Consider the following 24,360-nt stretch of genomic DNA (forward strand, 5'->3'; position numbering starts at 1 on the left):
CGGGTCGGGTAGGGCGGGTTTTAACCCGCCGGCTCGGGGCCGCCCCCAACGGCGGGTTAAAACCCGCCCTACCTTGCTGCGCCGCCTGAAATCACTCGCGCGCGAGTCAAAATCACTCGTCGGCGCGCAGAAATCACTTGCGGGCGAGCGGAAATCACTCGTCGCCGAGCAGAAATCACTCGCGGGCGAGCGGAAATCACTCGTCGCCGAGCGAAAATCACTGGCGCTCGAGTGGAAATCACGCGTCGCCGAGGGAAATCAGTCACTCGAGTGATCGGCCTGCGATAGCGGCCGTCTCCGGACGGCCATCGCCGCCGGGTCGCCCCGACCTGCGAACCACCACCGGTCTCGCCCCACGCGACGCCCGCCCGCTACGATGCGTCATCGCCCTCAAGCCCCACCCATGAACAAGCCCAGCAGCAAGTCCGCCGCCAAAGCCGCCCGCACCGCCTACGTCTGTTCCGAATGCGGCGCCGACCACGGCAAGTGGCAGGGCCAGTGCGGCGAGTGCGGGGTGTGGAACACGCTCAGCGAGTTCGTCGTGGAGCCGGCGGCGAACAAGGCTGGCCCGGCGGTGTCGCGGCGCAGCACCTGGACCGGCAAGGTCGACGCGCCGGCGGTCACCGCGCTCAAGGACGTGCGCCACACCGAGGACGCGCGCGTCAGCACCGGCATCGGCGAGTTCGACCGCGTGCTCGGCGGCGGCCTGGTGCCCGGCGCGGTGGTGCTGGTCGGCGGCGACCCGGGCATCGGCAAGTCGACGTTGCTGCTGCAGGCGATCTGCAAGATGGCGCAGGACATGCCGGGCCTGTACGTCACCGGCGAGGAGTCGCTGGCGCAGGTCGCCGGGCGCGGGTCGCGGCTCGGCCTGCCGCTCGACGGCGTGCACGCGCTGGCCGAAACCGGGGTCGAACGCATCCTCGAACACGCCGCCAAGATGCGCCCGAGCCTGATCGTCGCCGACTCGGTGCAGACCCTGTGGACCGAGGAGCTCAGCGCCGCGCCGGGCTCGGTCAGCCAGGTGCGCGAGAGCGCCGCGCGGCTGGTGCGTTACGCCAAGGAGACCGGCACCGCGGTGTTCCTGGTCGGCCACGTCACCAAGGAGGGCGGCATCGCCGGCCCGCGCGTGCTCGAGCACATGGTCGACGCGGTGCTGTACTTCGAGGGCGAAAGCGGCAGCCGCTTCCGGGTGCTGCGCGCGTTCAAGAACCGCTTCGGCGCGGTCAACGAGCTGGGCGTGTTCGCGATGGGCGAGCGCGGCCTGAAGGAGGTCTCGAATCCGTCGGCGATCTTCCTGTCCGGCAGCCGCACGCCGCAGCCGGGCAGCTGCGTGATGGTCACCCGCGAGGGCACGCGGCCGCTGCTGGTCGAGGTGCAGGCGCTGGTCGACGCCTCGCCGCTGTCGAACCCGCGCCGGGTCGCGGTCGGCATGGAACAGAACCGGCTGGCGATGCTGCTGGCGGTGCTGCACCGCCACGGCGGCGTCGGTGTCGGTGACCAGGACGTGTTCGTCAATGTCGTCGGCGGTATCCGCGTGCAGGAAACCGCGGCCGACCTGCCGGTGCTGCTGGCGGTGCTGTCGTCGCTGCGCGACCGGCCGCTGAGCGAGCACACGGTGGTGTTCGGCGAAGTCGGGTTGTCGGGCGAAATCCGGCCGGTGCCCAACGGCGAGGACCGCCTCAAGGAAGCGGCGACCCACGGCTTCAAGCGCGCGATCGTGCCCAAGGCGAATGCGCCCAAGGGCGGGCGGATCGGCGAGATGCAGGTGATCGGGGTGGAGCGGCTGGCCGAGGCGCTTGAAGCGGCCTGAGCGCGCGTCGTAGGAGCGGTTTCAGCCGCGACCGGGCAACTGCTTTTTCGCCGCGGCTTTTCGGTAAAGCTCGCGGCTGAAGCCGCTCCTACCCCAGTGTGATGCGCCCCGACGCGCCAGCGAAACGCGTTTACAGCGGCCGGTCTAGCACCAGCTCCAGCACGAACTTGCTGCCGAAGAACGCCAGCACCAGCAGCGCCATTGCGGTCAGCGTCCAGCGCACCGCGGTTGCGCCGCGCCAGCCGTAGCGCCAGCGGCCCAGCAGCAGCGCACCGAACGCCAGCCACGACAGCACGCTCAGCGCGGTCTTGTGGACCAGGTGCTGGGCCAGCAGGTTCTCGACGAACAGCACGCCGGTCAGCAAGGTCGCGGTCAGCAGCACGAAGCCCACCGCGATCGTGCGGAACAGCAGCGTTTCCAGTTCGACCAGCGGCGGCATCGCGCGCAGCCAGCGGTGGAACTCGCGCCGCCGCAATGCGCGCTCCTGCAGCCACGACATCATTGCCAGCAACGCCGCCACCGCCAGCGTCGCGTAGGCGAGCAGGGCGAACCAGGCGTGCAGTTGCAGGCGCCAGTCGAGCGGGCGCGGCGGTTCGTGGCCCTGCAGGTGGTAGCCCAGCAGGGTCAGAGCGGCGAGCGGGAACACCAGCACGCCCAGCGCCGCCATGCGCCCGGAGCCGCCGACCAGCGAGGTCAGCACCGCCATGCCCAGCCCGACCAGCGACAGCGCAGCGAAGAAATGCAGGTCGGCGCCGCCCGCTGCGCGCCACGCCAGCACGTGCGCGGCCGCATGCAGCGCCAGCGCGAGGCTCGCGGGGAGCAGCCAGGTGCGCGCGCGGCGGTCGCCATCGCGGCGCACGTCGGCAACCAGCAGCGCCGCGGCGACGAGGTAGAGGGCGACGGCGATGAGAACGATTGTCATCGAGCCAGTGTCGCATAGGCGCTGCCGCCTGTAGGAGCGGCTGCGGCCGCGAACCACACCGCCGAGGCCGGTATGAAGTGTGTAGGGCGGGATTCAACCCGCCATCCCGTCCGCACAAGGTCGCGAGGAATCGCAATCCCGGTTGTTATCCGCCATGCCGGGACGTGGTGCAGGGCAATGGCGGGTTGAAACCCGCCCTGCGGTGCTGCTTGGCTGTCGCAAGGGCGTATCGCAGCGCGCGGCGGCGCGTTGGGGGCCCGTCTCAAGGGGGTCTCTGCTTAGCGCGGTAACTCAGCGCGCGGCGGCGCGTTGGAGGCCTGTCGCAAAGGAAGGGCTGCCTGGCGCGGCGCGGCTTATAATCCGCGCCCAGATCAACGACTGCCCCGTGGCCGGCCAATGCGCGCGGCCGCGGCGAGAGACCCCGAGGAACCCATGTTCGAATCCCTGACCCAGCGCCTGTCCGGCACCATCGAGCGCCTGCGCGGCCGCGGCCGCCTGTCCGAGGAGAACATTCGGGAATCCCTGCGCGAGGTGCGCATCGCGCTGCTCGAGGCCGACGTCGCGCTGCCGGTGGTGCAGGCACTGATCGAACGCATCAAGGTGCGCGCGGTCGGTCAGGAAGTGCTCAAGTCGCTGACCCCCGGCCAGGCTCTGATCAAGATCGTGCGCGACGAGATGACCGCGGTCATGGGCGCGCAGGCCAGCGACCTCAACCTCAACGTGCCGGCGCCGGCGGTGATCCTGATGGCCGGCCTGCAGGGCGCGGGCAAGACCACGACCGTCGCCAAGCTTGCCAAGCATCTGAAGGACAAGCGCAAGAAGAAGGTGATGGTGGTCAGCGCCGACGTCTACCGCCCGGCCGCGATCGAGCAGTTGAAGACGCTGGCGCAGCAGGTCGACGTGCTGTTCTTCCCGTCGACCGCCGAGCAGAAGCCCGAAGCCATCGTCCGCGCCGCGATCGACGACGCACGCAAGTCGTTCGTCGACGTGCTGATCGTCGACACCGCCGGCCGCCTCGCGATCGACGAGGCGATGATGGTCGAGATCAAGGCGCTGCACGCCGCGGTGAATCCGATCGAGACCTTGTTCGTGGTCGACTCGATGACCGGCCAGGACGCCGCGGTCACCGCCAAGGCCTTCAGCGAGGCGCTGCCGCTGACCGGCGTGGTGCTGACCAAGACCGATGGCGACGCGCGTGGCGGCGCCGCATTGTCGGTGCGCTACGTGACCGGCCGCCCGATCAAGTTCATCGGCGTCAGCGAGAAGCCCGACGGCCTCGACGTGTTCCATCCCGAGCGCATCGCCAGCCGCATCCTCGACATGGGCGACGTGCTGTCGCTGGTCGAGCAGGTCGAGCAGCAGGTCGACAAGGACAAGGCGGCCAAGCTCGCCGAGAAGGTCGCCAAGGGCAAGAAGTTCGACCTCAACGACATGCGCGACCAACTCGAGCAGATGCAGAACATGGGCGGCATCAGTGGCCTGATGGACAAGCTGCCGGGCATGGGCCAGATCCCCGATGCGGTGAAGGCGCAGGTCACCGGCCGCGAAGTGCCGCGCATGGTCGCGATCATCAACTCGATGACCAAGAAGGAGCGCCGCAACCCGGCGCTGCTGAACGGTTCACGTCGCGCGCGCATCGCCCGCGGTTCGGGCATGACGCCGGCCGACGTCAACAAGCTGATGAAGCAGTTCCAGCAGATGGAGAAGATGATGGGCAAGCTCGGCCGCGGCGGAATCAAGGGAATGATGCGCGGCATGAAGGGAATGATGGGCGGCGCGGGCGGTTTCCGCATGTGAGCCATCGCGGCCACCGCGACGGTGGCCGACTCTCGCGAGTCGCGGCGTAGATAGACGGTGCAGGGGCACTGACCGCCGGTCAGTGGCTGCACTTCCCTCAGAGGGGTCTATGAACACGACGTTGAAACCCGCCGCGCGCGCAGTGGCCGCGGCCGCCATCTTGCTGGCCGCCAGCACCCAGGCGCCGGCGCAGTCCATCCTCAGCATCCACAACGACGCCAGCGGCTACGACCGCGTGTTCCTGCCCGCGGACTCGGTGTTCCTGGCAAATGGCGACGGCAAGGCGATCAACGTGACGGTCGCCGGCCCCGGTGACGCCTGGTACCTGCGCTTCGAGGCACCCGCCGGCGAAACCCTGGGGCCGGGCGTCTACACCAACGCCGGCTGCCCGCTCGGGTTGCGCATGGGCCGTGCGCCGGGCATGGGCATCACCGACAACAACCCGGTGTGCAGCGACAGCCAGGGCATCGACAACCTGTTCGGTTCGTTCGCGATCCGCCAGATCGACTACGACGCGGAGGGCAACCTGACGTCGCTGGAAGCGACGTTCACCCAGCGCCTGGGTTCGGCGAACGCGCCCGCGCTGGGCGGTTTGATCCGCTACCAGGCCAGGCCGCTGTCGCTGCTGCTCAACGCCAGTCCGGCGTTCGCCTGGGGTGCGATCGCGCAGGCCAACCATGGCGACACTAGCGTGTTCACGCTTGATGGCACGGTCGCGGACGGGTTCGAGTACCAGGCCTCGGTGCTCAAGGACACCTGGCGCATCTCGGTCGCGCCGCCCACGGGCCAGCCGCTGAAGGCGAAGACTTACCAGACCAGTGATGCCGCCGATCCGGACCATGCCAGCTTGCGCATCCGCCGGGGGCTGGGGGCGATGGCGCCGGCCTGCGCGAATCCCAGCGGCAAGCTCGAGATCCAGTCGATGAAGGTCAACGGCGCCGGTGCGATCCAGAACCTGCGCGCCACCTTCGTCTACCGCTGCAGCGGCTCGGCCGCGGCCTTGCGCGGCACGATTCGCTACCTGGATTGAGGGACCGCAAGCGCGGCGGGATCGGAGGTTCCGCCGACCGCGGCTGCGCCGCGCGCACGCGGCCGATTGCGCAAGCAAGTCAGGCCAGTGGCGCGGCGCATGGCCGGAAACGGGGCTCGATTCCGTCGCCAGCGCGTTCAGAAAAATTTGGCGCGACGCAGCTTGCGCCGACCGTGCCAGCCTCCTATCTTCGGCCCATCGCGCTTGCTTCGGCGCGGTTCCCTTGCGCAGCCGGACCATCGGTTGTCGCGCGGGAGGACAGGGGGAGGAAGCGGTACCTACCGCCGACCTTCGTTGCCGCAATGGCAACGTCGAGTCGCCCTGTTCGACTGCGCAAGGGGAATTCCGATGTTTTCAGCAGCAAGATTGGGCGTCGTCCTCGGGACGGCGTTTTTGGTCGTGGTATCGGCGGCCGCGGCGCAGTCGCCGCCCTCGCAACCTTCCGGTGACCCGCCACAACCGCTGGCGGCGGCCGCCGACGACCACGGCGACACCCAGCCGTACATCGTCGGTTTCGCCGAACCGGCGCTGGCCAACTACACCGGCAAGCGTCCCGGCCTGCCGGCCCCGCGCCGCAAGGGCGAGGGCAAGGGCCGCATCGACGTGGCCAGCCAGGAAGCGCGCGCCTACGTCGCCGACCTGGCGCTTCGCCAGCACGGCCACGAAGCGCGGATGGAACGTGCCGTCGGCCGCGAGGTCCAGGTCAAGCTGCGCATGCAGCACGTGTTCAATGGCGTGATCACCGAACTGTCGACGGCCGAGGCCGAAGCGCTCGCGCAGCTTCCCGACGTGGTGCTGGTCGAGCCCTACCGCGAGTACGAAGTCGATACCGACACCGGCCCGGACTTCATCGGCGCCACCGCGGTCTGGCAGCGCGGCACCGGCCTGCCGCCGGGCCAGGTCGCGGGCGAGGACCGTCATCGCGGCCCGCGCAATGCCAAGGGCGAGGGCATGGTGTACGGCATCCTCGACTCGGGCATCAATTTCGGCAGCCCGTCGTTCGCCGCGGTCGGCGGTGACGGCTACCGCCACGTCAACCCGTTCGGTTCCGGCAACTACCTGGGCACCTGCGCGCCCGGTGGTGTCGACCAAGGCCGTTGCAACGACAAGCTGATCGGCGGCTACGACTTCGTCTGCGGCGCGCCGGGCAACACCTGCGGCGTGGCCGGCATCGGCGAGGAGCCGGGCTTCGGCGACAACAACAGCCACGGCAGCCACACCGCGTCGACCGCGGCGGGCAACCACCGCAGCGCGACCTTCCGCGGCGTGCAGCGCGAGATTTCCGGCGTGGCGCCGCACGGCAACCTGATCGCGTACGACATCTGCTACACGCGCCTGAGCGATGGTAACGGCCTGTGCCCGAACGTCTCGGCGGTGGCCGCGGTCAACCAGGCGATGGCCGATGGCGTGGACGTCATCAACTACTCGATCGGTGGCGGCGTCAATCCGTGGAGCGAGGCGGTGTCGCTGGGCTTCCTCGCCGCGACCAACGCGGGCATCTTCGTTGCCGCGTCGGCGGGCAATTCCGGCCCGGCCGCTAACACGCTCGGCCACGTCGAGCCGTGGGTGACCACGGTCGCGGCGTTGCAGCACGGTCGCGGCGGCTTCGAGTTCCTGCTCAACGTCACCGGTCCGGGCACGCCGCCGGCCAACGTGGTGGGCATCGTGCTCAGCCCTGGTGGTAGCGGCGTCGCGCATACGGCCTCGATTCCGGGCAGCACGCCGATCCGGGTCAGCGCCGGGATCGACACCGCGGCCGACGGCTGCGCGGCGTTTCCGGCCAACACCTTCCAGGGTGCGATCGCGGTGGTCCGTCGCGGCACCTGTTCGTTCACCATCAAGACCAACAATGCCGCCGCGGCCGGCGCGATCGCCGTGGTCATCGCCAACAACGCGGCCGGCGCGATCATCCCGTCGGTGCCGGGCACGACGGTGCCGGCGTTCGGCATCCTGCAGGTCAGCGGCAATGCGTTGCGCGATTTCGCCGCCGGTGCGCCCAACGCCACCGCGGCGATTCCGTTCCCGGCTACGGTCCTGGCCAACACGCCGGACCAGCTGGGGGCCTTCAGCTCGCGCGGGCCGGCCAACTACGACCTGATCAAGCCGGACGTGGCCGCGCCGGGCGTGGCGATCCTCGCCGCAGTCGCCGGTTCGACCATCACCGGCTTCGAGAACGCGGTCGGGCTGCTCAACGGCACCTCGATGTCGTCGCCGCACGTCGCCGGCGCCGCCGGCCTGCTGCGCCAGCTGTACCCGTCGTGGACCGCCGCGGAGATCAAGTCGGCGCTGATGATGACCGCCAAGCAAGCGGTGCTGAAGGAAGACGGCGTCACCGCGGCCGATCCGCTGGCCCGCGGGGCCGGTCGCATTCAGGTCGACGACGCCGCGCGCGCGGGTCTGGTCATGGACGAGACCACCGCCAACTACCAGGCCGCCAACCCGGTCACCGGCGGCCAGGTCAACCAGCTCAACCTGCCCAGCTACAACAACCCGCGCTGCATCGACCGTTGCACCTTCAAGCGCACGTTCCGCAGCACGCGCACGCCCAACATGACCTGGAACGTGAAGCTGGAAGGCGTACAGGGCACCGTCTCGCCGGCCTCGTTCAAGATCAAGGGCAACGAGAAGGTCGAAGTGACGGTCACCATCGACAGCAGCCAGCTGCCGGCCAATGCGAGCTGGACATTCGGCAACCTGGTGCTGGCGACCCACGCCAGCCACCGCGCCCCGGACCTGCACCTGCCGCTCGGGGTCGCGGTCCCGGCGCCGCGGATCGAGGCCTCGCCCAACGTCAACCTGTCGCTGCCGGCAGGCCAGAACGGCCAGGTCGCGTTCGACCTCAGGAACGCCGGTGGCGGCCTGCTGAACTGGAATCTCGACAACAGCAAGCCGGTCAGCACCGTGCTGCATGCGGCATCCAACGCGGGCGTCACCAGCGGGACGGTTAGCACGTTCATCACCGACCTGGGGCTGGGCATCTACGGCGCGGATGATTTCCAGGTCCTGGAGCCGACGCGCCTGAACTTCCTGTCGGCGAATGGCTTCACCGTGTCCGGGCTCCCGGTCGCCACGACCGCCCAGAGCGTCACCTGGTCGATCTACCCGGATGCCAACGGCGTGCCGGCTGGCAACCCGGAAACCGCCCCGAACCTGGCCGTCTGGAGCTACACCACCGCGCCCAACGGCCCAGGCATGGGTTCGGCCGGCAACTGGCTGATGTTCGACCCGACCCTGGCCGGGCAGCAGGTCGACCTGCCGCCGGGCAAGTACTGGCTGGTGGTCAACGTGCGCAGTTCGCTCGCCAACCGCTGGGCCTGGTACCGGTCGAACCAGGCCTCGGGCAGCAACGCCCAGGTGATTCAGCCCAGCACCGCTACCCCCTGGAGCCCGATTGCCGGCTTCCCGGGCCAGGCGTTCGAGGCCAACGGCGTGGTCGCGTGCGGTGCATCGTGGCTGGGTGCGGTGGTGCCCAGCGCCGGTTCGCTGCGCGGTTCGCAATCCACCGCGCTGACGGTCGCCGTCAATACCGCGGGGTTGGCGCCGGGTAGCTACACCGGTCGCGTCTGCCTGGCCAGCAACGACCCGGCGCTGGCCTTGCTGGGCGTGCCGGTGAAACTCACGGTGACGTCGCCGTAGGTGCTGTGGGGCGGGGCGCTGGTCGTCCCGCCCTCGTTAACGAACAAACGCCGGGCCCTGTCGGGGCCCGGCGTTTTTTCGTTTGCGGGCGCACTCCGCCGGAAGGCACCCCAGCGGGTTTCCCTCTATTGATCAATGGTCTAGAATGCCCGGCTTACCTCGCCACGTCCGGCGACTGGGCAACACAGGAACTGCAGCAGATGGTCAAGATCCGCCTTACCCGTGGTGGCGCCAAGAAGCGTCCCTTCTACCACATCATCGTCACCGACAGCCGCAGCGCCCGCGACGGCCGCAACATCGAGCGCGTGGGTTTCTACAACCCGGTCGCGACCGGCGGCGAGAAGCGCGTCGAGCTGAACCTCGAGCGTGTCAAGCACTGGGTTGCCAACGGCGCGCAGCTGACCGACAAGGTCGCCGTGCTGGTCAAGGAAGCGGCGAAGGCCGCTCCGGCTGCCTGATCGGCAGGCCGCGTCGGCTCCCGACCGGGATGCCCCACGCGGCCATCTGCACATGAACGATACCGGGCGCCGCATCCTGTTGGGCAGGGTGCTGGGCGCCTTTGGTATTCGTGGCGAGGCGAAACTCGAGTCCTGGACCGAGCCGCGCGCCGCGATCTTCCGCTACCAGCCCTGGATCGTGCGCGACCCGCAGGGGCGCGAGCACGAGCTGTCCGGCGTGCGCGGCCGCGAAAGTGGCAAGTTCCTGATCGCGACCTGGCCCGACATCACCGACCGCGACGTGGTCGAGGCGATGCGCGGTACCGAGATCTACGTGCCGCGTTCGGCGTTGCCGCCGCCGCAGCCGGGCGAGTACTACTGGGTCGACCTTGAGGGCCTGCGGGTCGTCACGGTCGATGGCGTCTCGCTGGGCACCGTCGCGCACCTGTTCTCCACCGGTGCCAACGACGTGCTGGTCGCGCGCGACGACGAACGCGAACGCATGATCCCGTTCATCACGCCGCAGTACGTCACGTCGGTCGATTTCGAAGCCGGTGTGGTCACGGTCGATTGGGATCCGGATTTCTAGCAGCCCTCAGCGCCGGTATCAGCGGCGTTCTCAGCGGTTTCGTAGCCGGGCAAGCTCGGCGCTACAGGTCTAGCCCATGCGCATCGACGTCATCAGCCTGTTCCCCGAGTTCGTCGCGCAGTGCGCGGCGTTCGGCGTGGTCGGGCGGGCGGGGGAGCGCGGCCTGTTGTCGCTGCATGGCTGGAACCCGCGCGACTACGCCGAAGGCAGCTACCGACGCGTCGATGACCGTCCGTTCGGTGGCGGCCCTGGCATGGTGATGCTGATCGACCCGCTGCGCGCGAGTCTGGCGGCGGCGCGTGCGGCGGATCCGGCGCCGGTCAAGGTGATCTACCTCAGCCCACAGGGCGCGCCGCTGACCCAAGCCAAGGTGCGCGAACTGGCCTCCCGTGAGCGCCTGATCCTGCTGTGCGGCCGCTACGAGGGCATCGACGAGCGCCTGGTCCAGGCCGAAGTCGACGAGGAGCTGTCAATCGGCGACTACGTGCTGTCCGGTGGCGAACTGGCCGCGGCAGTGGTGATCGATGCGGTGGCGCGGCTGCGCGACGGGGTGCTCAACGACGCCGAATCGGCAGTCCAGGACAGTTTCGAGGATGGCCTGCTCGATTGCCCGCATTACACCCGCCCAGTCGAACATGAACTGGGGACGGTGCCGCCGGTACTGATGTCTGGCAACCATGCCGACATTGCCCGCTGGCGCCGGCAGCAGGCACTGGGCCGCACCGCGCAACGGCGCCCGGAGTTGCTGGACGAGGCGGCCCTGTCCAAGGCGGACCGCCGGCTGCTGGACGCCTATCGCGACGCCGCGGCCGCGGACGCCCCGGCCATTCCCGTGGCGGCGTCGGAAAAAGACCGTAACCCCTAGCCACGCAAGGGAAATCTCCGCTACAATGCGCGGCTTCGCTCCACCAAAGCCAGACGCGGGTCCACGTGCACTCGCGCTACAACTACTCCAACAGGCCGTCCCATGAACAAGCCCTCGCTCAACACGCTGCTGCAGAACTTCGAAGCCGATCAGATCCAGCGCCAGCTGCCTGACTTCAGCCCCGGCGACACCGTGGTCGTCAACGTCAAGGTCAAGGAAGGCAACCGCGAGCGCGTCCAGGCCTACGAAGGCGTGGTCATCGCCAAGAAGAACGGCGGCCTGAACTCGGCCTTCACCGTGCGCAAGATCTCGCACGGCTTCGGCGTCGAGCGCGTGTTCCAGGCGCACAGCGCGATCATCGACTCGGTCGAGGTCAAGCGCCGCGGCAAGGTCCGCGCCGGCAAGCTGTACTACCTGCGTGGCCTGGAAGGCAAGAAGGCGCGCATCAAGGAAGACCTGGCCGCGTACGCCAAGGCCAAGGCCGAAGCCGCCGCTGCCAAGTAATCCCTGGATTGCTTGCGTGCAAGCGCAACCGACGGCCGCCGCAAGGCGGCCGTTTGCGTTGCGGCCGCGCGCTGGTCGTACGGTCGGGTTTATCGCTACCGCGTTCTTTCGATCCGGTGCGCAAAAGCATGGCGTGTGGCAAGACCGCCGCATCACGTCGGATGCGCTAGAACGCAATGGCGCCAACTTGCAGCACTTCGCCCGGCAACGACAGCACCGATGACGACGACAGCACCTTCCAATCCGCCAGAAGCGGCCAGCGTGCGCCTGGACCTGTGGCTGTGGGCCGCGCGCTTCTACAAGACGCGCAGCCTGGCGCGGCACTCCATCGAGACCGGCAAGGTCGAAGTGGGCGGACAGCGAGCGAAGGCTTCGCGCGCGCTGCGTGTCGGCGATGGCGTGCGCGCCGCCCGCGGCGAGGAGGTGTTCGAGGTGCAGGTGCTCGCGCTTAGCGACAGCCGCGGTCCCGCCAAGGTGGCCCAGGCGCTGTACGAGGAAACCGAGGCCTCGCGTCTGCAGCGCGAACAGGCGCGCGCGCTGCGCGTCGCGCAGCGCACCGGCTACAGCGCACCGGAGAGCAAGCCCGACAAGCGCGCGCGGCGTCTGATCCGCGCGTTGGGCGATATCGACTCGCTGTAGCGCGTGCTCAGCGCTTGCCGCCGAGCAGGCCGCCGCCCATCTTGAGCAGGTCGCCCAAGCCGACTTGGCCGTCGCCGTCCTGGTCCAGCACCGAGCCGAGCAGGCCGCCGCCGAGACCGCCTTGCTGCTGGATCGCCTCGCGCTCCTGGCCGAGCACGTTGCCCAGACCCTGCGGTGTTGCCGGAGCGGTCGACGCGCCTTGCGAGAACATCCGGTTGGCGAGGTAGGCCAGCACGATCGGCGCGAGGATCTTGAGCAGGGTATTCGCCTGGCTGCCACCCAGTCCCGTCGCCGTGCCCAGGCCCTGCGCCGCGGTGTCGTGGCGCGCGCCGAAGATGTGCTCCAGGATCTGCCCGCCCTGGCCGCCGCCGCCCATGACCGCGCCGAGCACGCTGCCGATATCCAGCCCGGCGTGATCCTTCTGCAAGGCGCCGAACAAGGCCTCGGCGCCCTGCGGCTGGCTGGCGTTGCGCCCCAGCGCACCGAGCAGCAGCGGCAGCGCCGTGGTCACCGCGTCCTGCGTCTGCGCCGGCGACAGCCCCAACTGGTTGCTCATCTGTGCGAGCGGCTGGCCTTGCAGTTGCGAGAGCAGGTCGTTGCTGAGCGGGGTCGTCATGGCGGTTGGTCCTGGGCGCTTGGGGTCCCGATCGTAGCGCCGCCGGGTTCGGTGATCGTGATGGCGGCAGTTCGCCCCCGGCTCCTCGGCGCTGACGCCGAAGGACGTCATTCAGCCGAGCGACTTGAGGCGGTACAACGCCTCCAGCGCCTGCTTCGGGGTCAGCTCGTCCGGGTCGATCGAGGCCAACGCGTCGAGCGCGGCCGAGGTCGGCGCGAACAGGCCAATCTGTTGCGGCGCGTCCAACGCGACGGTCGCGAACGACGGCGTCGGTGCATCGCGACTGTGCTGCTCGAGTTCCGCCAGCCGACCGCGCGCCTGCTTGATCACCGACTTGGGCAGGCCGGCCAGCGCGGCGACCTGCAGGCCGAAGCTGCGGTCGGCCGGGCCGTCCTTGACCGCGTGCATGAAGACCAGCTGGTCGCCGTGCTCGACCGCGTCGAGGTGCACGTTGGCGATGCCGCTTCCAGGTTCGGCGAGCGTGGTCAATTCGAAATAGTGGGTCGCGAACAACGTGTAGGCGCGATTGTGGTGGGCGAGGTGCCGGGCACAGGCTTCGGCCAGCGCGAGGCCGTCGTAGGTCGAGGTGCCGCGGCCGATCTCGTCCATCAGCACCAGCGATTGCGCGGTGGCGTGGTGGAGGATGTAGCTGGTTTCGCTCATCTCGACCATGAAGGTCGATTGGCCGCGCGCGAGGTCGTCGCCGGCGCCGATGCGGGTCAGGATGCGGTCGATCGGGCCGATCGCCGCGCGCGCTGCCGGCACGAAGCTGCCGATGTGCGCGAGCAGCACGATCAGCGCGTTCTGGCGCATGTAGGTGCTCTTGCCGCCCATGTTCGGGCCGGTAATGACCAGCATGCGGCGGTGGCCATGCGCGGGGTCGTCGCCGAGCACCAGGTCGTTGGGTTCGAACGGCTCGCTGCGCACCGCCTCGACCACCGGGTGGCGGCCGCGTTCGATCGCCAGGCCGGGCTCGTCGCGCAGTTCCGGCGCCGACCAGTCCAGCGCCTGCGCGCGTTCGGCGAAGCCCGCCAGCACGTCGAGCTCCGCCATCGCCGTAGCGCAGCGCTTGAGCGGCTCCAAACGCTCGTTGAGGGCATCGAGCAGTTGTTCGTACAGCAGCCGCTCGCGCGACAGCGAACGTTCGCGCGCCGACAGCACCTTGTCCTCGAACTGCTTGAGCTCCTCGGTGATGTAGCGCTCGGCGTTGCTCAGCGTCTGCCGTCGCGTGTAGTGGGTCGGCGCCTTGCCGGCCTGGCCCTTGCTGACCTCGAGGTAGTAGCCGTGCACGCGGTTGTAGCCGACCTTGAGCGTGGGGATGCCGCTGGCCGCGCGCTCGCGGATTTCGAGGTCGATCAGGAACTGGTCGGCGTGGGTCGACAGCGTGCGCAGCTCGTCGAGTTCGGCGTCGTAGCCTCCGGCGAACACGCCGCCATCGCGCGCCAGCACCGGTGGTTGCGGCACGATCGCCGCGGCCAGCAAGTGCGCGTGCGCGTCGTGTTCGCCCAGTTCGTTGGCGAGTTCTGCCAGCCGCGGCGAGTCCAGTGGCGCCAGCAGGGCACGCACGTCCGGCAACAGGCCGAGGCCGTCGCGCAGGGTCGACAGGTCGCGCGGGCGCGCACTGCGCAGGGCGATGCGCGAGAGGATGCGTTCGAGGTCGCCGAGCGCGCGGAAGCGTTCGCGCACGTCGTCGCCCGAGCGCGATTCGAGCAACGTGGCCACGGCCTGGTGGCGCAGGCGCAGCGTCACGCGGTCGCGCAGCGGCCGGTGCAGCCAGCGCCGCAGCAGCCGGCCGCCCATCGGCGTGATCGTGCTGTCGAGCACGCCCAGCAGGGTGGTCTTGCTGTCGCCGTCGACGCGCGAGTCGAGTTCCAGATGCCGTCGCGTGGCGGCGTTCATCGCGATCGCGCCGTCGCCCGATTCGATCGCGATCGACGTCAGGTGCGGCAGGCGCTGCTTCTGGGTTTCCTCGACATAGCCCAGCAGCGCGGCAGCCGCGGCGATTGCGAGAGGCTTGTCTTCCAGGCCGAAGCCGGACAGGTCGTGCAGGCCGAAGAACCGCAGCAACTGGCGGCGCCCACTGTCGGCATCGAACAGCCATGGCGCACGCCGGCGCATACCGCGCCGAGCCGACACGAACGCTGGCCAGCCGTCCTCGTCGGCGCACAGGGTTTCGGCCGGTTCCAGCCGCGCCAGTTCGGCTTCCAGCGCGTCATCGCTGGCGACTTCGTTGACCAGGAAGCGGCCGCCGGCCAGGTCCGCCCACGCGATGCCGTAGCCCCGGCCTTTGCCAGACATGCCGCCGCGCGACACCGCCAGCAGCAGCGTGTCGCGGCGCTCGCTGAGCAGGGCCTCATCGGTCACCGTGCCGGGAGTGACGATCCGCACGACCTTGCGTTCGACCAGGCCTTTCGCGAGCGCCGGGTCGCCGATCTGCTCGCAGATCGCGACCGATTCGCCCAGCGCCACCAGCCGCGCCAGGTAGCCCTCGGCCGCATGGTGCGGCACCCCGGCCATCGGGATCGGTTGCCCGGCCGAATTGCCGCGCTGAGTCAGGGTGATGTCGAGCAAGCGCGCCGCTTTGCGCGCGTCATCGAAGAACAGTTCGTAGAAGTCGCCCATCCGGAAGAACAGCAGCACGTCGGGATGCTCCGCCTTGGCGGCGAAGAACTGCTTCATCAGGGGCGTGTGGGCATCCGCGGGGCGGGCGCTGGAACTGGGGCTGGCGTCGGGCACGGAGTGGGCTGCTGGTGGCGCGGAAAGGCCGGCAATGCGGGGTGACCGGTCGATCCACAGTATGCCAGCCGGCTCGCTCGGCCCGGATTGCTGCAATGCGACATTAGCGTTTTGCTAACGCGTGCTAGTTTCGCGGCACCAGCTCACTTTGTGAGGGTGGTCGCACAAAGACGGACCGGCGCAAGAGGGCTCTGCGCACGGGACTGAAGGGGCTGATTGAGGCATTCCAATCATTTGAGGGGAGGGGTCGCGATGATTTCACGCAAGCCGGAACGTAGTGTGTTGGTGCTGGCGCTGTTGAGCGCGCTAGCAGGGTTTTCGATGTCGGCCCACGCGCAGCAGCCTGCGGCCACCGCAGGGGAAGAAGAGGCCACCACGCTGGACGCGCTGGTCGTGACCGCGCAAAAGCGCGAGGAACTGCTGCAGGACGTGCCGATCTCGATTACCGCGTTGCCGGAGCAGTTGCTGCTCGACACCGGCGTGCGCGACGTCAAGGACCTGCAGGTGTTGGTGCCCGGCCTTACGGTGACCAGCACCCAGAGCGAGGCGCAGACCACCGCGCGCATCCGCGGCATCGGCACCGTCGGCGACAACGCCGGTCTGGAGTCGTCGGTCGGCGTGGTCATCGATGGCGTCTACCGGCCGCGCAACGGCGTCGGCTTCGGCGACCTGGGCGAGATCGAGCGCATCGAGGTGCTCAAGGGCCCGCAGGGCACCGTGTTCGGCAAAAACACCTCGGCCGGCGTCATCAACGTCATCACCCGCAGGCCGGGCTACGACACCACGGTCGAGGGCGAGCTCACCGTCGGCAACTACAACGCGGTTGGCGTGGCCGGCTCGTTGAATACCGCGATTGGCGAGAACTCCGCGTTCCGCGTCTACGCAGCCAAGCGCAAGCGCGACGGCTTCACCGACGTGCGCACCGGCGCCGGCCCGCGCCAAGAAAAAGAGGACGGGGACCAGAACTTCCACTCGCTGCGCGGCCAGTTGCTGTTCGAACCGACCGACAACCTCGACATCAACCTGATCGCCGACTTCACCAGCCGCGAAGAGAACTGCTGCGTCGGCGTGACCACCGTGCGCGGCCGCACCGGCGATATCGTCAACGGACTGTCGCCCGATGAAGGCGTGGCGCTGGTGGCCGACCCGTTCGCGCGCGTGGCTTACAGCAACCGCAGCACCGAGCAGGACATCAAGGACAAGGGCATCTCCGCCGAGGTCAACTGGATCACGCCATGGTTCAACGGCGCCACCCTGACCTCGATCACGGCGCAACGCGAGTGGCAGTCGATCAATGGCCTGGACTTCGACTTCAGCAGCGCCGACATCCTGTTTCGCAACGCCGACGAGGACGAGTCCCTCACCGCCTTCGACACCTTCACCCAGGAGTTCCGCCTGACCGGCGCGACCGACAGTTTCGACTGGATGGTCGGTGCGTTCTTCTCCGACGAGGACCTCAAGCGCAACGAGACCTATCGGGTCGGCGGCGCCTACGAGCCGTATCTGTCGATCGCGCTGCTGAACCTGATCAGCCCGGCACTGGGGGCCTCGCCGACCGCGGCGCGATTCCTGTCGGAAGCCAGTGGTCGCCCGTTCGGCACCGTGTTCGCGGGTTTTGGTGCCGACGACCGCTACCAGCAAAACGCCAAAAGCGCCGCGTTGTTCACCAACAACACCTGGCATGCGACCGACGCGCTCGACCTGACCCTGGGCCTGCGCTACACCCGCGAGGACAAGCAACTCGATGCGTCCTACTCCAACCCCAATGGCAGTCCGGGGTGCTCGGCGATGCTCGGGCCGGGCGGACAGGCGCGCATTGCCGGTGCGCTGGTGGCGCGCGGCTTCCCGGCCGCGGCGCTGGCCACCCCGGCGGGGCGCGCGGCGATCGGGCAGATCATCTCGTTCTCGTGCCTGCCGTGGACCAACCCGCTGCACAACGGTCGCGTCACCCGCCAGGAGCGCGAGGAGAAGGAATGGTCCGGCACGTTCAAGGCGGCGTACCGCTGGAACGAGCACGTGATGACCTACGGCTCGGCCGCGCGCGGCTACAAGGCCGGCGGTTTCAACCTGGATCGCACCCAGGCCGCGGTCGGCGCCAATCCGTTGCCGATCACGCCGACCACCGCCGACACCTCGTTCCCGGGCGAGTTCGTCGACAGCTTCGAGCTCGGCACCAAGACCACCTGGGCCGACGGCAACCTGTTGCTCAACGCCACGCTGTTCCACCAGACCTACGACGGCTTCCAGCTCAACAGCTTCCTGGGCACCAGCTTCGTGGTGCGCTCGATCCCGGAAGTGGTGTCGCAGGGCATCGACACCGAGGTGTTGTGGGCAGCGACCCGCGGCCTGATGCTGCAGGGCGGCCTGACCTACGCCGACACCCGTTACGGCGACGAACGCCCGGGCGCGGATTTCATCGCGCCGGCCGGCAACTTGTACAAGTTGCCGGGCAGCCAGATCAGCTTCGCGCCGTACTGGTCGGGCTCGGCCTCGGTGACCTACGACTGGCGCTTCGCCAACGACCTGATGGCGCGTTTCAACATTGGCGCGAAGTACATGTCGGACTACAACAATGGTTCCGACCTGGATCCGGAAAAGCATCAGGACGCGTACACCGTGGTCAACGCTCGGATCGGCTTCGGCGCGCAGAACCGGCGCTGGATGGTCGAGCTGTGGGGGCAGAACATCTTCGACGAGGAGTACGCGCAGGTCGGCTTCGATGCACCGCTGCAGAACGTCTCGCCGGCTCCGGGCAACCCGTTCAACTCCTACAACGCGTTCCTTGGCGCGCCGGCGACCTACGGCGTGACCTTGCGCGTGATGTACTAGCCTCCACCGCGCTGCGATACGCAACGGCCCGTGCCGAAAGGTGCGGGCCGTTGTCGTTCCGGGACGGCGTCGCGCAGCGGCTATAGTGCCCGCATGTCCAGCGACCCCACAGACGCCGCGCTGCGGCGCCTCGCCGAAGCACTCGGCCAGGCCGCGCTCAGCCATCACCACACGCTGGTCACCGCCGAAAGCTGCACCGGCGGCTGGATCGCCAAGACCCTGACCGACATCGCCGGCTCCTCGGCCTGGTTCGAATGCGGGCTGGTCGCCTACAGCTACGAGGCCAAGCAGGCGCTGCTCGGCGTGCGCCCGGAGACCCTCGAACACCACGGCGCGGTCAGCCGCGACGCGGTGCTGGAGATGGTGTCCGGCGCGCTGGTGCATTCCGGCGCCAGCCTGGCCGTGGCGGTGACCGGCATCGCCGGCCCCGGTGGCGGTACCGCAGACAAACCGGTGGGCACGGTCTGGGTCGCTTGGAAGCGCCGCGGCGGCTACCCCGCGGCCGAGGTGTTCCATTTCGAGGGCGACCGCGATGCGGTGCGACGGCAGACGGTCGCCGCCGCGCTGCGCGGGCTGGGTGCGTTGATCGCCTGACCTCTACGCGGAGCTTGCGTTCTCGTAGTCGTTAGTAGTATTACTACTAACATGAGCCTGACAGACACCCAGCGCGCCATCCTCGACATGATCGCCGACCGGATCGAATCCGAGGGCATCCCGCCCTCGCAGACCGAGATCGCCGCCGCGTTTGGCTTCAGCGGGGTGCGCGCCGCTCAGTACCACCTGGAAGCCCTGGAGCAGGCCGGTGCCATCCGGCGCATCCCCGGCCAGGCGCGCGGCATCCGCCTGTGCCAGCCCCGCGAGGTCGTTGCCGAGGTCGCCAATGACGACGCCTTGCGCCTGCCGGTGCTCGGCAGCGTTGCCGCAGGCCGGCCGATCGGAGCCGGCTCCGATGGCATCGGGCTGGACGCGGACGATTACGTGTTGCTGGACAAGAACTTCTTCGCGCCGGCGCCGGACTACTTGCTCAAGGTCAAGGGCGACTCGATGCGCGACGAAGGCATCTTCGACGGCGACCTGATCGGCGTACACCGCACGTCGGAGGCGCGTTCGGGCCAGATTGTGGTCGCGCGCATCGACGAAGAGATCACCGTCAAGCTGCTGAAGATCGCCAAGGACCGCATCCGCCTGCTGCCGCGCAACCCGGATTACGCCCCGATCGAGGTGCTGCCCGACCAGGACTTCGCGATCGAGGGGCTGTATTGCGGCCTGGTGAGGCCGAACCGGTGAGGGGCGGGGCGATGCGCGAGGTTGTCGATCCGCGCGCAGCCATTCCCCGGCCGGCGACGCGGCATTTTCCCACCCCGAACCAAGCCCTGCCCCCGATGCAGTCCAGCCGACAGCGGCGCTAATTTCCCTTTCGGACGAGTTGTCTCAGTCCTTGCGATCCACCTTCCCTACATTGCCCATCAACGCACACGACCCAAGGAAACTCCACGATGGATGAGAACAAGAAGCGCGCCCTCTCGGCAGCCCTGAGCCAGATCGAGAAGCAGTTCGGCAAGGGCTCGGTAATGCGCATGGGCGACCGCGCCGTGGAAGCGGCCGAGGTCATCGGCACCGGTTCGCTGATGCTCGACATCGCCTTGGGCATCGGCGGCCTGCCCAAGGGCCGCGTGGTCGAGATCTACGGGCCGGAGTCGTCCGGCAAGACCACCCTCACCCTGCAGGCGATCGCCGAGTGCCAGAAGAAGGGCGGCACCGCGGCCTTCATCGATGCCGAGCACGCGCTCGATCCGATCTACGCGGCCAAGCTCGGCGTCAACGTCGACGACCTGCTGCTGTCGCAGCCCGACACCGGCGAGCAGGCGTTGGAGATCGCCGACATGCTGGTGCGTTCGGCCGCAGTCGACATCGTGGTGATCGACTCGGTCGCCGCGCTGACCCCGCGCGCCGAAATCGAGGGCGAGATGGGCGACCAGCTGCCAGGCCTGCAGGCCCGCCTGATGAGCCAGGCGCTGCGCAAGCTGACCGGCAACATCAAGCGTTCGGGCACGCTGGTGGTGTTCATCAACCAGCTGCGCATGAAGATCGGTCAGATGATGCCCGGCCAGAGCCCCGAGGTGACCACCGGCGGCAACGCGCTCAAGTTCTACGCCTCGATCCGCCTCGACATCCGCCGCATCGGCGCGATCAAGAAGGGCGAGGAGATCATCGGCAACCAGACCCGCATCAAGGTGGTCAAGAACAAGCTGGCGCCGCCGTTCAAGCAGGTCATCACCGAGATCCTCTACGGCGAAGGCATTTCGCGCGAGGGCGAGCTGATCGAGATGGGCGTGGAGGCCAAGCTGGTCGACAAGGCCGGCGCCTGGTACAGCTGCGGCGACGAGCGCATCGGCCAGGGCAAGGAGAACGCCCGCCAGTACCTCAAGGACAACCCCGCGGTCGCCCAGCGGCTGGAAGCGGCGCTGCGCGAGAAGTTCGTCCCCACCGACATCAAGCCCGACGAGGTCGAGGACGCCGAGGTCTGAGTCGCGAACGGGAGGAGTAGATGGCAGACAGGCTGCCCCCGGAAGACCGATCGGAAAGCGATCGGTCCGCCGCGCCCGACGGCGGCGAATCCGCCCACCCCGGGCGCGGCCGCCGCGCATCTCGAGAACTGACCCCGCTACAACGCGCGCTGGGTCTGCTGACCCGGCGCGAGCATTCGCGCAAGGAGCTCACCCGCAAGCTGGCGACCCGCGGGATCGCCAGCCAGGACGCCGAGGCGGCGGTGGCCAAGCTGGCCGACGCCGGTTGGCAGGACGACACCCGCTTCGCCCAAAGCTTGCTGCGCAGCCGCGTCAGCAGTGGATACGGACCGCTGCGGATCCGAGCCGAATTGGCGACCCATGGCCTCGACCATGAGGCCATCGCCAGCGCGCTGGCGACGTTCGACGGCGATTGGGCCGAGAACGCTCGCGACCTGGTGCAGCGACGTTACGGCGAAGCGCTCGCCCGGGATCCGGCGGCGCGGCGCAAGGCCGCCGATTTCCTGATACGCCGCGGTTTCGAGTTCGCCAGCATCGGCAGCGCGACCCGTTTCGACCCGGACGCCTGATCAACCGGGTCCAAAGGCTTGCCGTCGTCCGCCGAGGCGTGCACTGGGCCGGCCTGCTAACCTAACGGGCTTGCCGGCATTTGGTTGCACGCTCGAATCGGCGCCCCCATCTTGGGAGCATCGTCCCGCGGCCGTGGCCGCCGGCCTCTCCGATTCCGACCCTTGCGCCTGGCATGAACACTCCATCCAAGATCAGCACCGCCCAAATTCGCCGCGACTTCCTCGAGTTCTTCCGCGGCAAGGGCCACACCATCGTGCCCTCGGCGCCGCTGGTGCCCGCCAACGACCCGACGCTGCTGTTCACCAACTCGGGCATGGTGCAGTTCAAGAACGTGTTCCTGGGCAGCGAGAAGCCCGGCTACGTGCGCGCTGCCGACGTCCAGCGTTGCCTGCGCGCCGGCGGCAAGCACAACGACCTCGATCAGGTCGGCTACACCGCGCGCCACCACACTTTCTTCGAGATGCTCGGCAACTGGTCGTTCGGCGACTACTTCAAGGACGACGCGATCGCCTGGGCCTGGGAATTGCTCACCGGCGTCTGGGGTCTGCCGGCCGAGCGCCTGTTGGTCACCGTCTACCACACCGATGACGAGGCCTACGATCTTTGGCACCGGAAGATCGGCATCCCGGCCGAGCGCATCGTCCGCATCGGCGACAACAAGGGCGCGCCGTTTGCCTCCGACAACTTCTGGCAGATGGCCGACACCGGCCCGTGCGGCCCGTGCACCGAGATCTTCTACGACCACGGCGAGCAGCACTTCGGCGGCCCGCCGGGCTCGCCCGACGAGGACGGCGACCGCTACATCGAGATCTGGAACCTGGTATTCATGCAGTTCGACCGCCAGCCCGACGGCAGCCTGGCGCCGCTGCCGGCGCCGTGCGTCGACACCGGCATGGGCCTGGAGCGGCTGGCCGCGGTGCTGCAGCACGCGCACAGCAATTACGAGATCGACATCTTCTCGCGCCTGATCGCCGCGGCCGCGCAGTACACCGGCACGACCGATCTGAACAACAAGTCGCTGCGGGTGATTGCCGACCACATCCGCGCCTGTTCGTTCCTGATCGTCGACGGCGTGCTACCCGCGAACGAAGGCCGCGGCTACGTGCTGCGTCGGATCATTCGCCGCGCGTTGCGCCACGGCTGGATGCTGGGGCAGAAGCAGCCGTTCTTCCATCGCATGGTCGCCACGTTGGTGGAAACGATGGGCGAGGCCTACCCCGAGCTGGCCGCCAAGCAGCAGTTCGTCGAGCGCGCCCTGCAGGCCGAGGAGGAGCGGTTCGCCGAGACGCTCGATTCGGGTATGCGCATCTTCGACGAGGTCGCCGCGCGCTCCAGCGGCACCATTCCTGGTGGCGACGCGTTCCGCCTGTATGACACCTACGGTTTTCCGGTCGACCTGACCGCAGACATTGCGCGCGAGCGCGGCCTGTCGGTCGACATGGCTGGCTTCGACGCAGCCATGACCCAGCAACGCGACACCGCGCGCGCCGCCGGCAAGTTCGGCAACACCAGCACGATGCCGGCCGAACTAGCCGCGCAACTCGCGCCGACCGGGTTCCTGGGTTACGACAAGCTCACCGAAGGTGGCTTGGAGGTCGTGGCATTGCTGCGCGACGGCCGCCCGGTCGACGCGATCAGCGCCGGCGACGAAGCGGTGGTGATCCTCGATCGCACCCCTTTCTATGCCGAAAGCGGTGGCCAGGTCGGCGATGCCGGCGAACTCGACGAGTCCGGTACGCGCTTCGTCGTCCGCGATACGGTCAAGTTCGCGGGCCAGTTTCATGGTCACCTCGGCACGCTGGGCGCGGGCACGCTCAAGCGCGGCGACCGGGTGCTCGCAGCGGTCGACGCGCAGCGACGCGCCGCAACCGTGCTTAACCACTCCGCCACGCACCTGCTGCATGCGGCGTTGCGCAGCGTGGTCGGCGAGCACGTGACCCAGAAGGGCTCGCTGGTCGCACCCGATCGGCTGCGCTTCGACTTCGCGCATTTCCAGCCGCTGACCGCCGCCGAACTGGCGGAGATCGAGCGTCGCGTCAACGCCGAAGTGCGTGGCAACCATGCGGCCGAAGTCCACAACATGGGCATGCAGGAGGCGCTGGATTTCGGCGCGCTGGCGCTGTTCGGCGAGAAGTACGGCGACCAGGTGCGCGTGCTGCGCATGGGCGCCGGCTCGACCGAGCTGTGCGGCGGCACCCACGTATCGCGTACCGGCGACATCGGCCTGTTCAAGATTGTGTCCGAGGGCGGCGTCTCCGCCGGCGTGCGCCGGATCGAGGCGGTGACCGGGCAGGGCGCGCTCGAGTACGTCGCCGCCGAGGAGCGCCGGCTTGAGGAGGCTGCGCAGCTGCTCGGTGGCAATGCCGCCGACGTGGCGGACAAGATCCGCGTGCTGCTCGATCGCCAGAAGAAACTGGAGCGCGAGCTCGAGTCGCTCAAGGCCAAGGCCGCTTCGGGCGCGACTTCCGACCTCGCCGCTTCCGCGATCCAAATTGGGGACATCCGGGTGATCGCGACGCGGCTCGAAGGGTTCGACGCCAAGGCTTTGCGTGATGCCATCGACCGCCTCAAGCAGCAGCTTGGAGACGCCGTAATCGTCCTGGCAGGTGCCAGTGAGGGCAAGGCGGCATTGGTGGCCGGCGTGAGCGGCGCGGCCGCCGGCAAGGTCAAGGCGGGGGAACTGTTGTCCCACGTGGCCGGTCAGATCAATGGCAAGGGCGGCGGGCGGCCGGACATGGCGCAGGGCGGTGGCGATGACGGCCCGGCACTGCTGCAGGCCTTGGCCGGGGTGGCGGATTGGGTTGAACGGAAACTGTCCTGATCCAGCCGTTGGCGACTAACCCTTGCGGCCA

Annotated in this window: 19 protein-coding genes; 16 read left to right on the forward strand and 3 right to left on the reverse strand. The window is 68.7% G+C overall.

Features of this window, described 5'->3' with window-relative positions:
- Window positions 1–73 precede the first annotated feature (73 nt).
- Window positions 74–274, forward strand: coding sequence for a hypothetical protein (locus ACFQZQ_RS00780; protein ID WP_386810784.1), 201 nt, complete (start codon window positions 74–76; stop codon window positions 272–274).
- Between the two features lie 129 nt (window positions 275–403).
- Window positions 404–1,810 (forward strand): DNA repair protein RadA, encoded by a 1,407-nt coding sequence (gene radA, locus ACFQZQ_RS00785; protein WP_386810785.1) that lies wholly within the window; start codon window positions 404–406, stop codon window positions 1,808–1,810.
- Between the two features lie 130 nt (window positions 1,811–1,940).
- Here radA and ACFQZQ_RS00790 read toward each other — a convergent pair whose 3' ends face one another.
- The gene (locus ACFQZQ_RS00790; RefSeq protein WP_386810786.1) at window positions 1,941–2,732 is read right to left on the reverse strand and encodes a cytochrome C assembly family protein; all 792 of its coding nucleotides are present in this window, start codon (window positions 2,730–2,732) and stop codon (window positions 1,941–1,943) included.
- Window positions 2,733–3,164: 432 nt separating this feature from the next.
- On the opposite strand from ACFQZQ_RS00790, the gene ffh reads away from it, so the two are divergent.
- The 8 genes from ffh to ACFQZQ_RS00830 all read left to right on the forward strand — a co-directional run bounded on the left by ffh (window position 3,165) and on the right by ACFQZQ_RS00830 (window position 12,229).
- On the forward strand, window positions 3,165–4,529 hold the full coding sequence (ffh, locus tag ACFQZQ_RS00795) for a signal recognition particle protein (protein WP_386810787.1): 1,365 nt from the start codon (window positions 3,165–3,167) through the stop codon (window positions 4,527–4,529).
- A gap of 109 nt (window positions 4,530–4,638) precedes the next feature.
- Window positions 4,639–5,559 carry a hypothetical protein gene (locus ACFQZQ_RS00800; protein ID WP_386810788.1) on the forward strand — a complete coding sequence of 307 codons (921 nt, stop codon included), beginning with the start codon at window positions 4,639–4,641 and terminating at the stop codon, window positions 5,557–5,559.
- A gap of 348 nt (window positions 5,560–5,907) precedes the next feature.
- Window positions 5,908–9,195, forward strand: a complete 3,288-nt coding sequence (locus ACFQZQ_RS00805) for a S8 family serine peptidase (protein WP_386810789.1) — start codon at window positions 5,908–5,910, stop codon at window positions 9,193–9,195.
- A 200-nt stretch (window positions 9,196–9,395) separates the two neighbouring features.
- Complete coding sequence (gene rpsP, locus ACFQZQ_RS00810) at window positions 9,396–9,653, forward strand: 30S ribosomal protein S16 (RefSeq protein ID WP_386811622.1); 258 nt, start codon at window positions 9,396–9,398, stop codon at window positions 9,651–9,653.
- A gap of 52 nt (window positions 9,654–9,705) precedes the next feature.
- The gene (gene rimM, locus ACFQZQ_RS00815) at window positions 9,706–10,221 is read left to right on the forward strand and encodes a ribosome maturation factor RimM (protein ID WP_386810790.1); all 516 of its coding nucleotides are present in this window, start codon (window positions 9,706–9,708) and stop codon (window positions 10,219–10,221) included.
- 76 nt (window positions 10,222–10,297) lie between these two features.
- Entirely contained in the window at window positions 10,298–11,086 is a 789-nt protein-coding gene (trmD, locus tag ACFQZQ_RS00820; RefSeq protein ID WP_386810791.1) for a tRNA (guanosine(37)-N1)-methyltransferase TrmD, read from the forward strand.
- 102 nt (window positions 11,087–11,188) lie between these two features.
- A complete protein-coding gene (rplS, locus tag ACFQZQ_RS00825) occupies window positions 11,189–11,590 on the forward strand; it encodes a 50S ribosomal protein L19 (RefSeq protein WP_386810792.1) in 402 nt (133 codons plus the stop codon).
- 219 nt (window positions 11,591–11,809) lie between these two features.
- On the forward strand, window positions 11,810–12,229 hold the full coding sequence (locus ACFQZQ_RS00830) for an RNA-binding S4 domain-containing protein (protein ID WP_386810793.1): 420 nt from the start codon (window positions 11,810–11,812) through the stop codon (window positions 12,227–12,229).
- 7 nt (window positions 12,230–12,236) lie between these two features.
- Here the strand turns inward: ACFQZQ_RS00830 and ACFQZQ_RS00835 are convergent, their stop codons facing one another.
- A complete protein-coding gene (locus tag ACFQZQ_RS00835; RefSeq protein WP_386810794.1) occupies window positions 12,237–12,845 on the reverse strand; it encodes a DUF937 domain-containing protein in 609 nt (202 codons plus the stop codon).
- Between the two features lie 111 nt (window positions 12,846–12,956).
- Window positions 12,957–15,524 (reverse strand): DNA mismatch repair protein MutS, encoded by a 2,568-nt coding sequence (gene mutS, locus ACFQZQ_RS00840; protein ID WP_386810795.1) that lies wholly within the window; start codon window positions 15,522–15,524, stop codon window positions 12,957–12,959.
- Window positions 15,525–15,833: 309 nt separating this feature from the next.
- On the opposite strand from mutS, the gene ACFQZQ_RS00845 reads away from it, so the two are divergent.
- The 6 genes from ACFQZQ_RS00845 (at window position 15,834) to alaS (ending at window position 24,329) form a co-directional block, all read left to right on the forward strand.
- Window positions 15,834–18,410, forward strand: a complete 2,577-nt coding sequence (locus ACFQZQ_RS00845) for a TonB-dependent receptor (RefSeq protein ID WP_386810796.1) — start codon at window positions 15,834–15,836, stop codon at window positions 18,408–18,410.
- Window positions 18,411–18,503: 93 nt separating this feature from the next.
- The gene (locus ACFQZQ_RS00850) at window positions 18,504–19,004 is read left to right on the forward strand and encodes a CinA family protein (RefSeq protein ID WP_386810797.1); all 501 of its coding nucleotides are present in this window, start codon (window positions 18,504–18,506) and stop codon (window positions 19,002–19,004) included.
- Between the two features lie 51 nt (window positions 19,005–19,055).
- Window positions 19,056–19,697 (forward strand): transcriptional repressor LexA, encoded by a 642-nt coding sequence (gene lexA, locus ACFQZQ_RS00855; RefSeq protein ID WP_386810798.1) that lies wholly within the window; start codon window positions 19,056–19,058, stop codon window positions 19,695–19,697.
- Window positions 19,698–19,906: 209 nt separating this feature from the next.
- Window positions 19,907–20,938, forward strand: coding sequence for a recombinase RecA (recA, locus tag ACFQZQ_RS00860; protein WP_386810799.1), 1,032 nt, complete (start codon window positions 19,907–19,909; stop codon window positions 20,936–20,938).
- A gap of 20 nt (window positions 20,939–20,958) precedes the next feature.
- Window positions 20,959–21,507, forward strand: a complete 549-nt coding sequence (gene recX / locus ACFQZQ_RS00865) for a recombination regulator RecX (protein WP_386810800.1) — start codon at window positions 20,959–20,961, stop codon at window positions 21,505–21,507.
- A gap of 173 nt (window positions 21,508–21,680) precedes the next feature.
- The gene (gene alaS / locus ACFQZQ_RS00870) at window positions 21,681–24,329 is read left to right on the forward strand and encodes an alanine--tRNA ligase (protein ID WP_386810801.1); all 2,649 of its coding nucleotides are present in this window, start codon (window positions 21,681–21,683) and stop codon (window positions 24,327–24,329) included.
- Window positions 24,330–24,360: the final 31 nt, after the last annotated feature.

It is taken from the genome of Lysobacter koreensis (genome assembly GCF_042677045.1).
GTDB classification, from domain to species: Bacteria; Pseudomonadota; Gammaproteobacteria; order Xanthomonadales; family Xanthomonadaceae; genus Lysobacter_K; species Lysobacter_K koreensis.